Source organism: Avibacterium sp. 20-132, assembly GCF_023611925.1.
In the GTDB taxonomy this organism is placed as follows: Bacteria; Pseudomonadota; Gammaproteobacteria; order Enterobacterales; family Pasteurellaceae; genus Avibacterium.
Genome location: NZ_CP091456.1, coordinates 1,158,404 through 1,174,601, shown reverse-complemented (window position 1 = coordinate 1,174,601; position 16,198 = coordinate 1,158,404). Strand labels below are relative to the sequence as shown.

The 16,198-nt window shown below is 39.7% G+C and carries 12 protein-coding genes; 1 reads left to right on the top strand and 11 read right to left on the bottom strand.

All coding sequences use genetic code 11. The features are described from left to right. Positions 1 to 27: 27 nt before the first annotated feature. From rep to priA, 10 genes are all read right to left on the bottom strand, one after another. Positions 28 to 2,040 (bottom strand): DNA helicase Rep, encoded by a 2,013-nt coding sequence (gene rep / locus L4F93_RS05565; protein ID WP_250351487.1) that lies wholly within the window; start codon positions 2,038 to 2,040, stop codon positions 28 to 30. Next, on the bottom strand, positions 2,037 to 2,258 hold the full coding sequence (locus tag L4F93_RS05560; protein ID WP_250351486.1) for a YceK/YidQ family lipoprotein: 222 nt from the start codon (positions 2,256 to 2,258) through the stop codon (positions 2,037 to 2,039). The genes rep and L4F93_RS05560 overlap by 4 nt, the downstream gene beginning before the upstream one ends. 115 nt (positions 2,259 to 2,373) lie before the next feature. Next, a complete protein-coding gene (locus tag L4F93_RS05555) occupies positions 2,374 to 2,787 on the bottom strand; it encodes a DUF2251 domain-containing protein (protein WP_250351485.1) in 414 nt (137 codons plus the stop codon). 69 nt (positions 2,788 to 2,856) lie between these two features. Then, a complete protein-coding gene (gene eno / locus L4F93_RS05550; protein WP_250351484.1) occupies positions 2,857 to 4,158 on the bottom strand; it encodes a phosphopyruvate hydratase in 1,302 nt (433 codons plus the stop codon). Between the two features lie 115 nt (positions 4,159 to 4,273). Then, on the bottom strand, positions 4,274 to 5,905 hold the full coding sequence (pyrG, locus tag L4F93_RS05545; RefSeq protein WP_250351483.1) for a glutamine hydrolyzing CTP synthase: 1,632 nt from the start codon (positions 5,903 to 5,905) through the stop codon (positions 4,274 to 4,276). Between the two features lie 232 nt (positions 5,906 to 6,137). Then, entirely contained in the window at positions 6,138 to 9,236 is a 3,099-nt protein-coding gene (acrB, locus tag L4F93_RS05540; RefSeq protein WP_250351482.1) for a multidrug efflux RND transporter permease subunit AcrB, read from the bottom strand. 16 nt (positions 9,237 to 9,252) lie between these two features. Continuing rightward, a complete protein-coding gene (gene acrA, locus L4F93_RS05535; protein WP_250351481.1) occupies positions 9,253 to 10,470 on the bottom strand; it encodes a multidrug efflux RND transporter periplasmic adaptor subunit AcrA in 1,218 nt (405 codons plus the stop codon). Positions 10,471 to 10,499: 29 nt separating this feature from the next. Beyond that, entirely contained in the window at positions 10,500 to 11,066 is a 567-nt protein-coding gene (locus tag L4F93_RS05530; RefSeq protein ID WP_250351480.1) for a TetR/AcrR family transcriptional regulator, read from the bottom strand. Between the two features lie 171 nt (positions 11,067 to 11,237). Beyond that, a complete protein-coding gene (gene ftsN / locus L4F93_RS05525) occupies positions 11,238 to 12,041 on the bottom strand; it encodes a cell division protein FtsN (RefSeq protein ID WP_250351479.1) in 804 nt (267 codons plus the stop codon). Positions 12,042 to 12,259: 218 nt separating this feature from the next. Then, a complete protein-coding gene (priA, locus tag L4F93_RS05520) occupies positions 12,260 to 14,446 on the bottom strand; it encodes a primosomal protein N' (RefSeq protein WP_250351478.1) in 2,187 nt (728 codons plus the stop codon). A 200-nt stretch (positions 14,447 to 14,646) separates the two neighbouring features. On the opposite strand from priA, the gene rpmE reads away from it, so the two are divergent. Continuing rightward, positions 14,647 to 14,859, top strand: coding sequence for a 50S ribosomal protein L31 (gene rpmE / locus L4F93_RS05515; RefSeq protein WP_103854262.1), 213 nt, complete (start codon positions 14,647 to 14,649; stop codon positions 14,857 to 14,859). A 51-nt stretch (positions 14,860 to 14,910) separates the two neighbouring features. Here rpmE and L4F93_RS05510 read toward each other — a convergent pair whose 3' ends face one another. After that, a complete protein-coding gene (locus L4F93_RS05510; protein ID WP_250351477.1) occupies positions 14,911 to 16,197 on the bottom strand; it encodes a hemolysin family protein in 1,287 nt (428 codons plus the stop codon). Position 16,198 lies beyond the last annotated feature (1 nt).

Here is a 16,198-nt window from a genome sequence, read left to right as displayed (position 1 = left end):
TTATCTACAACAAGGAATAAATATCAACTAGCCTTTCAAAATCGCGCGTAGATTCGCAAGGTTTTTCTTTGTTTGGTTCTGCTTTTCTTCTGTTGTCATTACTGGTTTGTCTTTTTCCCATTGCACATCATCTGGCGGCAACTCATCTAAAAAGCGGCTTGGCATCGGTTTAAAAACTTCGCCAAATTGTCGCCGCTCTTTGCATAAGGAAAAGGTCAGTGTTTGTTGCGCGCGTGTAATCCCTACATAGGCTAAGCGTCGTTCTTCTTCCACATTGTCTTCATCAATGCTGGTTTGGTGTGGCAGGATATTTTCTTCCATTCCCACTAAAAAAACGTGAGGAAATTCCAGCCCTTTTGAGGCGTGTAATGTCATCAATTGCACTTGATCACTTTCATCATCTTCTTCTCCACGCTCTAACATATCACGCAAGGTTAGGCGGGCGACCACTTGATTGAGCGTCATTGGCTCATTAAATTCATCGCCTTTGAGCATTTCTGCTACCCATTGGAATAAGGTCGCCACATTTTTACTTTGTACTTCTGCCATTCTTGGTGAAGTGGCCGTTTCGTAAAGATATTCTTCATAATGCAATTGGCTTAACATTCGGCGAATGGCATCTTCTGGTTCAGCGCGTAAAATTTCATCATTAAGCTCAACAATCCAACGCGCAAAATTTTGCAACGCATCATAAGCTTTTGGCGTAACGCGTTGAATTAATTCAAAATCAAAAATGGCTTCAAATAAACTGATATGTTTTGCTGATGCCAATGATCCCAATTTTTCAAGGGTTGCCGTACCAATTTCTCGCTTTGGCGTATTGATAATACGTAGCAATGCGGCATCATCATCTTGGTTCACCAAAACGCGCAAATATGCCATCATATCTTTAATTTCAGCCCTTGAGAAAAAAGACGTACCGCCAGAAATCTTGTAAGGAATACGATTTTGCATAAGTACCTTTTCAAATAAACGGGATTGATGATTTCCCCGATACAAAATGGCATAATCACGGTATTGGGTTTTACGCATAAAACGGTGTGTAATCAGCTCTCCTACCACCCGTTCTGCTTCATTTTCCTCATTTTTAGCCTCGATCACTTGTAATTTTTCCCCTTCACCCAAGGTAGAAAATAATTTTTTATCAAAAACGTGATCGTTGTTGGCAATCAAAATATTAGCACAATGCAAAATTCGCCCTGTAGAACGATAATTTTGCTCAAGTTTAATCACTTCTAACTGTGGGAAATCATTTTTTAGGCGAGCCATATTTTGCGGTTTTGCACCACGCCAAGAATAAATAGATTGATCGTCATCGCCTACTACGGTAAATCTCGCAGCCTCCCCCACCAACAATTTGATTAATTCATACTGGCTCGTATTAGTATCCTGATATTCATCTACCAGCAAATAGCGAATTTTTGCCTGCCATTTTGACCGCACTTCTGCATTTTCACGTAACAGCAAAGTAGGCTGCATAATTAAATCATCAAAATCTAAGGCATTATAAGCACGCAACTGAGTGGCATAGCGTTGATAGCATTGGGCGAATGTTTGTTCTTGGGGATCCCCTGCCATTGCAAGGGCTTGTGCAGGCAAAATAAGATCATTTTTCCAACGGGCAATACACGTAATCAACGCTTTCAATAAATCTTTATCTTGTTGTAGAAGATCTTGGGTTAATTCCTTTAATAACGCCATTTGATCCGAATCATCAAATAAAGTGATCGAAGATTTTAGCCCTAAATGCTTATATTCTCGCTTTACAATCTCAAAGCCAAGGGTATGGAAGGTAGAAATCGTCAAACCGCGACTTTGCGCTTTGCCAATAGAATGTGCCACCCGTTCTTTCATCTCTCGTGCCGCTTTATTAGTGAAGGTTACCGCCGCAATTTGCTTGGCGGAATAACCACAATTTGCGATTAAATACGCAATTTTATTGATGATAACTCGCGTTTTCCCCGAACCAGCGCCCGCTAAAACCAAGCAAGGTCCAGAGACATAATGAACGGCTTGTTGTTGTTGTACATTTAATTTCATTTGGCTTCTTCCGCCCACGCATAGGGCAATAATGCGGTGTCTAATAAAAAAGATAAAGGCAAATCTAAAATTGGCAGTCCCCATTTTTGAGCCATCTGCCAATCATATTTTGTACCCGCATAGCTTTCATAAGGTTTACTTGGATCGACCAACTTCACCACCGTGCCACAACCCGAAAGTAAACAAAGTGCGGTAGGAATTATTACTATTTTTTTCATACTAAATGAGACAAAAAATTTCGGACATTATAAAAAATAGAAAGTAAGAAATACAACGGGAATTGCCAAGATAGCTACATAATGTGTGATTTCAAAACAACTAATATGTCAAACATTATCTTATAATCCATTGATTAACAAGCTCTTGTGTCGTTTCTTTATGCACCCACATACTTTCAAAATTTGGTGTAGGATATTTACTGTGGTTGTAGCCAACAAATTGGTGAAAATCAAATACGGCGTGAGGATAACCATTAATCAGTAAAAAGGCTTGATAACCATTTTCTGACCAACAAATCTGTAAATCTCGTGGCTCAGCTAAAGAATTTTTATCAATATCATTCACTGCATATACAAAAAGACTATCCACTACAGGCTGAGATCTCTGATGCAAATCAAGGGCATAAAAATAGCCTGTTTCACCATCATCTTCAAAAATAACCAGTAAATGTTCGTGCTGTGGTGAATGTGCGCCACAACGGTATTTTTCACCAATTTTTAGCTTTTCATCAAGAACAGAATAAAGCATTGTTTCTCCTATTTTTAGGTAATAAAAAGCCACCGGTAATTCGGTGGCTTAGGTAAATCAGGTAATAAATTACGCTTGACCTTTAACCGCTTTTAATCCTAAGAATGGGGCTTTGTCGCCTAATGCTTCTTCGATACGGATTAATTGGTTGTATTTCGCAATACGGTCAGAACGGCTCATTGAACCTGTTTTGATTTGGCCTGCTGCTGTACCTACCGCTAAATCTGCAATAGTTGCATCTTCTGTTTCGCCTGAACGGTGTGAGATAACCGCTGTGTAACCTGCATCTTTTGCCATTTTGATTGCAGCTAAAGTTTCAGTTAATGAACCAATTTGGTTGAATTTAATTAAGATTGAGTTTGCAATCCCTTTTTCAATCCCTTCTTTTAAGATTTTGGTGTTAGTTACGAATAAGTCATCACCCACTAATTGAACTTTATCGCCTAGTACTTTAGTTTGGTATGCGAAACCGTCCCAATCTGATTCGTCTTGACCATCTTCGATAGACACGATTGGGTACTCTTTGCATAAACCTTCTAAGTAGTGAGTAAATTCTTGAGAAGTGAATGATTTACCTTCACCTTTCATTTCGTACATACCGTTTTCTTTGTTGTAGAATTCAGATGATGCACAGTCCATTGCCAATGTAACATCTTTACCTAATACATAACCGGCTTTCTCTACCGCTTCTTTGATACAAGCAAGCGCTGCTGCATTTGATTCTAGGTTAGGTGCAAAACCACCCTCATCACCTACTGCGGTGCTTAAACCTTTAGATTTTAATACTTTAGCAAGGTTATGGAATACTTCAGCACCGATACGTAGTGCTTCTTTTAAGGTTTTCGCACCCACTGGTTGGATCATAAACTCTTGAATATCCACGTTGTTATCTGCGTGTTCACCACCATTGATAATGTTCATCATTGGTAATGGCATTGAGTAAACGCCCGGTGTGCCGTTTAGCTCTGCAATCCACGCATAAAGTGGTAAACCTTTAGATGCTGCCGCTGCTTTCGCGTTAGCAAGAGAAACCGCTAAAATTGCATTTGCACCGAATTTAGATTTATTTTCCGTGCCGTCTAAGTCGATCATAATTTGGTCGATTTCTGCTTGGTTAGTGGCATCTTTACCCACTAAGGCTTGTGCGATTGGGCCATTTACCGCTTCAACCGCTTTTAACACACCTTTACCTAAGAAACGAGATTTATCGCCATCGCGTAATTCTAATGCTTCACGAGAACCTGTTGATGCGCCAGATGGTGCAGCAGCCAGACCGACAAAACCACCTTCAAGGTGAACTTCTGCTTCAACAGTTGGGTTACCGCGCGAGTCAATGATTTCACGACCAATAATTTTAACGATTTTCGCCATTTTATTTTCCTCTTTTAAGTTCAAAATGAATTCTTGAAAAATCGCACTTATAGTAAAGCGTTTTTCTGAATTTGTCTTGTTAAAAATACTGCTTATTTGATCAAAACACTATTTTTTAACTATTTTTCTGATGTTCTTTTGCTGCCTTGACAAAGCCCTCAAATAATGGATGACCATCACGTGGAGTTGAGGTAAATTCAGGGTGGAACTGACAAGCAACAAACCAAGGGTGATTTGGTACTTCAATAATTTCCACTAATTTTTTATCCGCAGATAGCCCTGTTACTTTTAAACCGGCTTTTTCAATTTGTGGTAATAGGGTATTGTTTACCTCGTAACGATGACGATGACGCTCTTCAATGGTTTCTGCACCATATAGCTCACGCGCTCGGCTGCCTTCGGCAAGATGACATTGCTGTGCGCCTAAACGCATTGTGCCACCAAGATCAGACTTATCACTACGGGTTTCGATATTTCCTTCTGCATCTTGCCATTCTGTAATTAAGCCCACCACAGGTTGTTTACAATTTTTATCAAACTCAGTGGAATTTGCTTCGGTCAATCCTGCTTTATGACGCGCATATTCAATTAATGCCACTTGCATTCCTAAACAAATGCCTAAGTACGGAATGTTGTTTTCTCGGGCATATTGTGCGGTGCGAATTTTGCCTTCCACCCCACGATAGCCAAAGCCACCCGGCACTAAAATACCATCTAAGCCTTTTAGCACCTCTGTACCTTTGCTTTCAACATCTTCTGAATCAATATACTTAATATTCACATTTAGACGGTTTTTTAATCCCCCGTGTTTTAATGCTTCATTCACGGATTTATAAGCATCAGGTAACTCAATATATTTCCCTACCATACCAATGGTTACTTCACCTGTTGGGTTAGCTTGTTGATAAAGCACTTGCTCCCATTCGCTTAAATCCGCTTCAGGGCAATCTAGCTGGAAACGCTGACAAATAAACTCATCTAGGCCTTGTGATTTCAATAAAGCTGGAATCTGATAAATAGAATTCACATCTTTTAACGAAATCACCGCACGTTCTGGCACATTACAGAACAAGGCAATTTTGGCACGTTCATTCGGTGGGATCATACGATCAGAACGGCAAATTAACACATCAGGCTGAATTCCAATTGAGAGCAATTCTTTAACTGAATGTTGCGTTGGCTTGGTTTTCACTTCGCCCGCTGTTGGAATATAAGGCACAAGGGTTAGGTGCATAAAAATCGTACGTTCACGCCCCACTTGCACAGCAAGCTGACGTAATGCCTCTAAGAACGGTAATGATTCAATATCCCCCACTGTTCCGCCCACTTCCACGATAGCCACATCGTGTCCCGCTGCGCCATCAATCACGCGAGCTTTAATTTCGTTGGTGATATGTGGGATAACTTGAATGGTCGCCCCAAGATAGTCGCCTCGACGCTCTTTGCGTAAGACTTCAGAATAAATTTTACCCGTAGTGAAATTATTGCGTTTGGTCATTTTAGTGCGAATAAAACGCTCATAATGCCCGAGATCGAGATCCGTTTCTGCGCCGTCTTGGGTCACAAATACTTCACCGTGTTGGGTTGGACTCATTGTGCCGGGATCCACATTAATATAAGGATCCAGTTTCATAATGGTTACATTCAAACCACGAGCTTCTAAAATTGCGGCCAATGATGCCGCTGCAATCCCTTTACCAAGGGAAGAAACCACGCCGCCCGTTACAAAAATATAGTTGGTAGCCATAAATAGAACCTAATTTGTTGAGATGAAAAAATTGATAATCATTGTAATAAGACGGGATGTTAGTTTACAGCAAAGGGCAATCTAACTCAATCGCTAGGAAAGATTTTTTAATTTTTAAAGTGCGGTGCTTTTTTCTCATTTTTTTATAAAATTCCGCAAAATCTCCCCGCACTTTCTTTTTTCGTCAATAAAAAAGCTACCCAGAGGTAGCTTTTGATTTTTTGATGATTAATTAATGCTGACCATTGTCTTCAATAGGTTTGATGCTTTCATCAAACTCTGGTAATGGTTTATGCTCACTTGCGATATAAGTATAAATGACAGGCAAGATGAACAAGGTAAAGAGCGTACCAATTGCCAATCCTGCTACGATCACAATACCAATACTAAAGCGAGACACTGCACCTGCGCCTGTCGCATATAGCAATGGAATTAACCCTGCAATCATTGCAGCGGTTGTCATTAAAATAGGACGTAAACGAACTTTGGCCGCAGACATAATTGCTTCCATTCGATTTTTATGATGATAAAGCTGCTCTTCTTTTGCCACTTCACACATTAAGATACCGTGTTTCGTAATTAAGCCTACAAGCGTAATCAAGCCCACTTGTGAGTAAATATTTAAGGTTGTTCCAGCAATACCGAAGAAACCAAATAAATTTAAGGCAAATAACGCGCCACTCACAGCAAGTGGTACAGAAATCATAATCACTAATGGATCGCGGATAGATTCAAATTGAATTGCTAACACAAGGAAGATAATAATCACTGCTAAGGCAAAAGTAACGCCTAATGAATTGCCTTCTTGTACAAGCTGACGTGCTTCACCTTTGAAGTCGTAGTTATAGCCTTGTGGTAAATCCTGATTCGCTGTGTCTTGTAACCACTTCACCGCATCACCAATACTAATTGTTGGTGAAGGCACTGCACCAATAATCGCAGAATTTAACTGGCTAAAACGAGGTAATGAACTTGGCTGTGATTCAAGCGTTACCGTTAAAAAACTGCTTAACGGTACAGATTCGCCATTACTTGCTTTGACATAATAGTTATCCATACTTTCTGGAGATAAACGATCTTTGCGCTTAACTTGTGAAATCACTTTATACGCACGTCCATCAATATCTACACGGGTGATGGTTGCAGCAGAAAGATAGCTACCTAGTGTATTACTAATTTGCTGCATAGATACCCCATAGGTTCCCGCTTTTTCTTTATCAATGGTGATTTTCATCTGCGCGGTATCAAATTTCAACGCTAAAGAGGTATACACAAACTGCCCTGAGTTTTTCATTTTATCTAAAAAAGCCCCGGCAATGTCTGCCAATTCTTTATAATCCTTCGCTGTACTAATCACAAAGCTCACTGGTGGGCCTTGTTCACCGGTTTCAATTTCAGGGAAAGCGAAACCACTCACCGAAATTTCAGGAATAGCTTGGGCTTTTTGATTTAATTCAGCAAGCACTTCACTTTGTTTACGTGAACGTTCTTTCCAATCTTTCAGCGTTACGACATTTAGAGATTGATTCGAACTTGGTGCACCTGAGATAACCATTGAAAAACCGACTTCTTCGGTATTTTTCAAAATATCTTCATAACCTTTCATTGCCCCTTGTACATAATCCACATTCACATTTGCAGGTGCCGTACCTAATGCCAAAAATGCGCCTTTATCTTCAACAGGGGTTAATTCGCTAGAAAGAGAATTAAATAGCATTGGCAATGTTGCAAAGATTACCACAGCAAAAGCCAATACAAACTTACGGCTATTCATAATGATACCTAGCAGGTATTCATAAGTGCGGGTTAATTTTCCTAAAGTATTTTCGATACGTTGCTCAAGTTTTGACGGTTCAGTATGTGGCTTAAGCAATTTACTACTCATCATTGGAGAAAGCGTTAACGCCACAATCCCTGAAATAAATACCGCACCAGCTAAAGTGAGTGCAAACTCTTTAAACAGTGAACCTGTAATTCCACTCATTAATGCCATTGGAGAATATACTGCAATCAATGCAATGGTCATCGAAATAACAGGAACAGCAATTTCTCTTGTCCCTATAATTGCAGCTCGAAATGGTGTTTCGCCTAATTTAATATGACGATCCACGTTTTCTAGCACCACAATCGCATCGTCCACCACAAGCCCAATTGCCAGAATTAATGCTAGCAACGTCATGAGATTGATGGAAAAATCAAACGCTTGCAACATCATAATCACCCCAATTAAAGAAATTGGAATGGTAATGACAGGAATTAAAATCGCTCGGAATGAACCAATAAATAAGGTAATCACCACCAATACGATAATGGTTGCCTCTAAAATGGTTTTTACCACTTCATCAATAGAACTATTAATAGCAATAGTACGGTCATATAAGATATCCGTTTCCATACTATCAGGTAGATTACGTTTAATACTCTCATATAATGGACGAATATTTTTTGCAACAGTTAGTGGATTCGCTGTTGAGGCTGGATCAATAGCTAACACAACAGAATCAGAACCATTTGCAACCGCACGGCTATCATCACTTTCTTTATTTAATTCTACCTCTGCAATATCACGTAAACGAACTAAATTATCCCCTTTAGAATAAACAATTAAATTACGTAATTGCTCTACGGTTTTGGTCGTAGTTTCAACTTTATTTTTATATACCGTAAAATAACCGTTATCGTTTCCTGCTGCTGTTTGAACGTTATTGGCTGATAAAGCTGCCATCACTTCTGGTGCGGAAAGGTTTTGCGATGCCATTTTTTGTGGATCTAACCAAATACGCATGGCATATTGTGATGCCCCATAAATGGAAACTTTTGCCACCCCTTCAATGGTAAAGAATTGTGGTTTTACTACACGTTCAATATAGTCCGTTACTTGGCTTGCATCTAACTTATTAGAACGGAAACTAATATACATGATGCCCGATCCCCCAGTTGATGAGGTAATTGCCGGATCATCAATTCCATTTGGTAATGCAGAACGTACTGAATTTACTTTTGCTAACACATCGGCTAATGCTGCATTTGGATCTGTATTTAACTTCATTTTTACCGTAATTGCTGAAGCATTAGGACGGCTTTCAGAAGACATATAATCAATATTATCTGCTTGTGCAATTGCTTCTTCCAATTTAGAGGTAACAAAAGCCTGAATTAAGTTTGCATCTGCCCCTGGGTAAGTTGTCGTAACATTAATTACCGTTGTGGTCATTTTGGGATATTCACGTACACTGAGCTTTGAAATAGCTTGCAACCCCAAAATAATAATCAGCAAGCTAATCGAAACTGCTAATACAGGGCGACGAATAAAAATATCTGTAAATTTCATTCACACACTTCCTAAATTAAAGATTAGTTTTCTTCACAGGTTCTGCTGTACCAACACCCGCTTTATCCGTCACAAAAACTAAGCTGCCATTACCAATACGCTGCTGACCGCCCGTGATGATTAAATCCCCCACTTTCACATCATCGCCTTTTAATTGCGCATAAATGCCTTGACGATCTTTGGTAAAGACAGTGATTTGTTTCGCACGATATACCTTATCAATGTCATCTTTGTGTGGAAATTTATCATTATCTAATAAAGTTTGTTTTTCATCATTAGAAAGTGCGGTTAAAACATAGGCAATTTCGCCGTACATATTGTAGCTCACCGCAACTTGTGGCACGACAACCTGATTTTGTTCTGTTGGTAAAGCGATGCGTAAACGAGTGAACATACCAGAAAGCAATTTTTGTCCATCTTCTGGATCAAATGTGGCTTGCACATCTACAAGACCTGTTGCGCCATTAATTGCTGGCTCAATTGCTGTAATTTTTGCCCCAAATGTTTCCCCTAAACGCGCATCCGCTGTCGCGGTAACCTTTTGTTGTAAATGCAATTGATCTAACACATTTTGTGCAACAGAAAAATCAACTTTCATTTGGCTACGATCTTCAACACGAACAATTTCACTGCCCATTGTTACATATTGCCCGACATTCACTTTTACAATACCCGTAACTCCATCAAAAGGAGCAACAATCTGACGACGTTCAATTGTTGCTTTCAATGCTTCAATATTTGCCATTAAAGCATCATAACTGGCTTTGGCATTATCTAATTCTTGTTGCGAAACACTTTTCGTTTTATAAAGATTGAGATAGCGTTGATAGGTTTGCTTCACCGAAGAAAGCTGTGCTTGCGAAGCCGATAAATTTGCCTGTTCTACCGAGCTATCTAATTGCACTAACACATCGCCTTTTTTCACCGCTTGCCCAGATTGAACTAGTACTTTCGCTACAGTACCTGCAGTTTGTGCACTTAACATTGCCCCTTGGTTTGGTCTCACTAAACCAGTAGTTTCAATAACAGGCGTCCATTCCTTTGCTTCCACTTTCATGGCAGTAACAGGATTTGCCGTTTCTGGCAAACTGGACATATATTTTCCAATTGCAATGCCTTTGCCAATATTTGCCGCAATCATTCCAATAAAAATTAAGGCAATAACAATTAAAATCAGCTTCGTCCAAAAAACGTGAGAACGTTTTTTAACCGTTGGTTGAGTATTAAGACTCATAAAAAAACTCCATAATAACTATAACTAAACTATTTTTGCATTGATCGCCAAGTTCTTATAATAACTTCCTCTAAAATATCATTTTCAATTTCAGTTTTTATAAAAGCGTGATCGTATGCTAAATTAATCGCACTTTCTAAACCTAATGAAAATAATATTTTCGGCGGTAAATCACATAATACTCCAGCTTGATTTGCTTTTTGGCAAAACGCATACCATAGGGTTTGTTTTTCCTGTTCCATACAAATTTGATAGAAATCAGGTAAGGATTGATATTGGCTCATATTCACCACAATCATTGGATTGTCTTGTAAATAATGCCAAATGTTCCACCACATTTGACGATATTGTTCAAAGTGCGGTTGGTTTTCATCGTAATTTTTTTCTAATTCCTTAGAAAAAAGAGTAAACACTCTACGAGCAAAGGCTTTTAACAATTCTTCTTTACTTTTAAAGTAAATATAAATTGTTCCCGCAGAAATATTGGCTGCTTTGGCGATTTTGTGCATCGACAGATTATGCAATCCACCTTCTGCCATAAGCCTTTCTGTCGCTAAAAAGATTTGCTCGGTCATCTCATTTTCAGATTGACGCATTAAAATAACCTTAAAAAAATTAATAAAAGGAAGTTACACACAGTAACAGAATGGACTGAATGAACGTTCGTTCATTTTAATGATTTTTTATTTTTTCGCAATAAATAAATCAAAATACAAGCGAAAAAAAAGCCACCTTTAAAAAGGTGGCTGATGTGATTTCGTTCGATTTTACATTCCAATTAACACACAAGTGGTGATTGACTTCGCCTTTTCAAGTGTCTTTTGTGTGGTTGTGCGATCTCCCACAGGTCCAATCACGACACGATTCCAATCCGCACTGCTATTTACGCGTGCATTAAATCCTGCTAAAACCAATTTCGCTTGAATATTTTCTGCTTGCTGACGATTTTTAAATGCGCCACATTGCAAGCCGTATTTTCTCTCTCCATCGGTATTTTTCGCTACGGCGGTTTCCACTTTCTTCGGTGTTTCCGCTTTTTTTGGTGTTTCCACTTTTTTGCTGTCTTCTTTCGCTTTCACAACAGAGGTTGTTTCTACCACTGTAGGCTTGCTTTCACTAACTTCTACTTTTACAGGCGCAGGCTTTCTTGCCGCTTCTTTTGCAGCAAGCTCTTCTGCTTTTTTACGTTCTTCTAATTGTTTTAAACGTGCTGCCTCGGCGGCTTTTTGCTCTTTTTCCATTTCGATTAGCACTTTTTTCTGCTCTTCCGTTAAACGCATATTTTTTTCCAATGATTTTGGATTATCGTCCACTGGCACAGTGCGGGTTTCCAAGGCTTTAATATAGCTCCACACTTCTTCAGGCGGTGTAGGCAACACACTTTTTGGTGTGTTTTTCTCTGGCGTTATCAGCACAGGGGCAATGTCATTAGATTTTTCTTTTAACAAGAATAATCCCGCTACAAAAATGCCGATCACTAATGCGGCAATCCCTAAAATCAGTGGTTTATTAACCTTTTTTGCTTTTTTCTTTGGTTTGCCTGTACGGCGAGCATAATCACGTTGAGCCACAATAAAACCCTATATTTAAAAGTGCGGTGGAAATTTACGCTAAATTTGCTTTCGGAAATCGCGTATTATTCGCGATGGAAGATTGCGATTAAATTGTATAATGAATAAAAATCAAGATCATTATTCAATAAAACAGATGAGAAAATAAATTTCCCCTCATTTCATCCGACAAAATTGTTCCAATTCTACTGAAAAATAGGGGCAATGGCTAGCGAGTTTTAACTTAAATCTAACGGATCGACATCTAACACCCAACGGACTTGATGGGCTTTTTGCGGAATATCCTGTTTAAACTGGCTTAATACTTGCTGTAATTTTGCTTTTGACGAATGTTGTAATAATAACTGCCAACGGTAAGCCCCCGCTTTTTTGCTAAATGGCGCAGGTAAAGGACCATAAATTTGTAAACCTGCCACATTTTGCTGTTGTAATTGTTGCGCAATTTGCTGTAAAAACTGTTCAGCTTCTTCACTATGACGGCTTTGCGCACGAAATAAGGCTTGTGAATGATAAGGCGGCAATCCCATTTGCTGGCGTAATTGCAAGGCGTGTTGGGCAAATTCGCCATACCCCTCTTTTAATAAGGTGCGTAATAAAGGGTGATCTGGATAATGGGTTTGCAATACCACTTCTCCACGTTTGTCGCCACGTCCAGCTCGTCCTGCGACTTGAATATAAAGCTGAGCAAGTCGCTCTTCAGCACGAAAATCTACAGAAAATAACGCATTATCCACATTCAGCAATCCAACTAAGGTGACATTAGGAAAATGATGTCCTTTAGCAAGCATTTGTGTACCAATTAAAATCTGGCTTTTGCCTTGTTGAATATCTTGCAAATGCTGTTCTAACTTACCTTTGCGCGCTGTGCTATCACGATCAATACGCGTTACCACATAATCGGGGAAGCGTTGTGTTAAGGTTTCTTCAAGCTGTTCGGTGCCAAGTCCAGTGGTCATTAAGTGGGTTGAGCCACAATGCCCACATTGCATAGGAATGGGCTTTTGCGAGCTGCAATGATGGCAACGTAATACACGCTGATGTTGATGATAAGTATAAGGTTTTTCACAATGTTGGCATTCTGCAATCCAACCACATTCGTGGCAAAATAACACGGGTGCAAAGCCCCGACGGTTTAAAAACAGCAAGACTTGGTTGCCTTGTTGTAAATGTTCCTGCATTTTATTAGCAAGGGCATCTGACAATCCATTTTGCATACGCTGATGTTTTAAATCAATCACGAATTGTTGAAGTGCGGTGCTATTTCCTGCTCTTTTTTGCAAAATAATGTGCTGGTATTTGCCTAATTTCACGTTATTCAGGCTTTCTAAACTTGGCGTTGCTGACCCCAATAAAATAGGAATCTCTAATTGTTTTGCATACACCACCGCCAAATCCCGTGCGTGATAACGCCAGCCATCTTGCTGTTTAAAAGAGCTGTCGTGTTCTTCATCTATCACAATCAAGCCAAGATCCGCAAATTGCGTGAATAATGCCGATCTTGTGCCAATGATTATGGCACTTTGTCCTGATTTTGCACGCTGCCACGCCTGTAAGCGTTGGTTATCATTCAAATTTGAATGTAATACATCAATCACGACATTAAAACGTGCTTTAAAACGTTGTACCGTTTGTGGCGTTAGCCCAATTTCAGGCACAAGGACTAGCACTTGTCGCCCTTTTTTCAAAGTTTCTTCAATGCTTTGCAAATAAATTTCTGTTTTGCCCGAACCTGTTACGCCATCAATCAACCAAACGGCAAAGCCTTGATGAAATACAATTTGCCCTAATGCTAAGGCTTGTTCTTTGTTTAAACGATGCTTATTCTCTTCATTAACAATGGGCTGATCAAGATCATACCAAGGACGGCTCACTTTCTGTTGTTCGTATTCCTCTATATAACCTTTTTCTTTTAAATGCTGCCAAATTGTAGTAGAAAAGGGCGTTTGCCCTTTTTCCAGTGGTTGTTGAGCTAATAACTGCAATGCTTCTTGCTGTTTCTTCGCTCGTTTAAGTGAATGCTCACGTAAGGCTTGTTCCCCCTGTTCGGTAATGCGGAAAAAAACGGGCGAATTTTCCACCGCACTTTCCCCTTGCCGCAATTTCACCGGCAGCGCTTGGAATAAGGCTTCACCCAATGGCGCTTGATAATAATTTGCCGCCCAGTGGATCAATTGCCACACAGGTTCATTAAACAGAGTTTGCTCATCAAGTACGGTCAAGATTGCTTTAAGCTGTTGTGGGGCAACCTCACTTTGGCTCGGCAAATCTACCACGATCCCCACGCGTTTCTGCCTTCCAAATGGCACAATCACACGCCCCCCTACCGCAGGAGAGAAGCCCTCTGGCAGAAGATAATCAAAAAATTGGAATAATGGCACGGCTAGCGCCACACGGACAAGTTTCATTATGCGAGCCTTAACAAACAAAAATTGCGCTTATTATAGCGGAATAATCTCGCCCCTTGAATATTCCTTTTTTTTCGGTATAATCTGCGAGCTTAAATGAAAGATCTTGCTTATGGCGATGTGCTATAAGTGTAATATTAACCACACTCGGTGCTAAATTCAGTTTTAGAGAGCGGAGTGGCTTCAAATTGAGGTTTTCTATGAAACAAGGTATTCACCCAGAATATAAAGAAATTACGGCAACTTGTTCTTGCGGTAATGTGATCAAAACTCGTTCAACTTTAGGTAAAGATTTGAACTTGGACGTGTGCAGCAACTGCCACCCATTCTACACAGGTAAACAACGTGTTGTTGATACTGGTGGTCGTGTTGAACGCTTCAACAAACGTTTCAGCATTCCAAGCACGAAATAAGATTAAGTGTATAAAAAACCCTACTGACGTAGGGTTTTTTATTCTCTAAAATTAATCTTTTCTAAGGGAAACCATTAACTGATCGATTTTAAAATTCTCTGTATCAATAATTTCAAATTTATAGTTATCATAGAGAACAAAGTCAGTTTTTTTCGGGATTTTACGTAACATATACATCATAAATCCACCGATAGTTTCATAATTTTCTGCATCGGGGAAATTTTCTATTTCTAAGGCGCGCATCACATCTTCTAAAGGTGTTGCACCGTCAATCAGCCACGAGCTTTCATCACGGCGAACAATTTGCTCTTCTTCACTCGAAACTAATTCGCCCATTACAATACTCATTACATCATTGAGCGTTACAATTCCTACCACCAACGCGTATTCATTCACAATCACGGCAAAATCTTCACCAGCAGATTTAAACAATTCCAGCACTTCAAACAAGGATAAGGTATCAGGAATAAATAGTGGTTTACGCAAAACACGCTGATCCGTAAGGGAAACCTGTTGTTCTTGTAAATACAGTGTGAGTAAGCTATGTGATTCAATATAACCTAAAATTTTATCCAATCCATTATCGCAAATGAGCAATTTAGAATGCGGATTAGATTTAATCGTTGCCACCACCTTTTCACGATCAAAAGTGCGGTCTAAAAACACAATATTTTCACGCGTGGTCATTGTGGAAGTCACCGTGCGTTCTTGCATATCGAAAATATTTTCGATCAAATAATGTTCTTGCGCTTTTAACACACCTGCTTCTGCCCCTGCGTCCATCAGCGCCACAATATCTTCAGGGGTCAGGTTATCTTCTCGCACGGTAGAAATACGCAATAAGCGAAATACGCCGTTGGCAATAGCATCAAACAGCCACACGATAGGCTTAAATAAGAAAATGCAGAACAGCATAATGCGCACAGTACGCAACGCGACAGCTTCGGGATTGGTCATTGCAAGGCGTTTAGGAATCAGATCCGCCAGCAAAATAAACGCAATGGTTACAATGGCAAAAGACAACCAAGATGCGGCACTTTGCAGCCATTCTGCGTGGCTATATTGGGCAAGTAATTTTTCTAGCACAGGACTAATGGCACTTTCGCCAATCACCCCACCTAAAATTGCCACCATATTCAAGCCAATTTGCACCACGGTGATAAATCGCCCCGGTTGCGCTTGCAGTTGTAGCACTAATCTTGCTCGTTCATCGCCTTCATTTTCAAGGCTTTGTAGTTTTAATTTTCTTGCTCCCGCTAATGAAATTTCTGCAGAAGAAATCACCGCACTGACGCCAATTAAGGCGGTTAAACTTAATATTGCTTCAAATAATCCCATT

Excerpts from the sequence above, each read along its gene's own strand:
- rep (WP_250351487.1), bottom strand. The coding sequence starts at position 2,040 with ATGAAATTAAATGTACAACAACAACAAGCCGTTCATTATGTCTCTGGA.
- L4F93_RS05560 (WP_250351486.1), bottom strand. The coding sequence starts at position 2,258 with ATGAAAAAAATAGTAATAATTCCTACCGCACTTTGTTTACTTTCGGGT.
- L4F93_RS05555 (WP_250351485.1), bottom strand. The coding sequence starts at position 2,787 with ATGCTTTATTCTGTTCTTGATGAAAAGCTAAAAATTGGTGAAAAATAC.
- eno (WP_250351484.1), bottom strand. The coding sequence starts at position 4,158 with ATGGCGAAAATCGTTAAAATTATTGGTCGTGAAATCATTGACTCGCGC.
- pyrG (WP_250351483.1), bottom strand. The coding sequence starts at position 5,905 with ATGGCTACCAACTATATTTTTGTAACGGGCGGCGTGGTTTCTTCCCTT.
- acrB (WP_250351482.1), bottom strand. The coding sequence starts at position 9,236 with ATGAAATTTACAGATATTTTTATTCGTCGCCCTGTATTAGCAGTTTCG.
- acrA (WP_250351481.1), bottom strand. The coding sequence starts at position 10,470 with ATGAGTCTTAATACTCAACCAACGGTTAAAAAACGTTCTCACGTTTTT.
- L4F93_RS05530 (WP_250351480.1), bottom strand. The coding sequence starts at position 11,066 with ATGCGTCAATCTGAAAATGAGATGACCGAGCAAATCTTTTTAGCGACA.
- priA (WP_250351478.1), bottom strand. The coding sequence starts at position 14,446 with ATGAAACTTGTCCGTGTGGCGCTAGCCGTGCCATTATTCCAATTTTTT.
- rpmE (WP_103854262.1), top strand. The coding sequence starts at position 14,647 with ATGAAACAAGGTATTCACCCAGAATATAAAGAAATTACGGCAACTTGT.
- L4F93_RS05510 (WP_250351477.1), bottom strand. The coding sequence starts at position 16,197 with ATGGGATTATTTGAAGCAATATTAAGTTTAACCGCCTTAATTGGCGTC.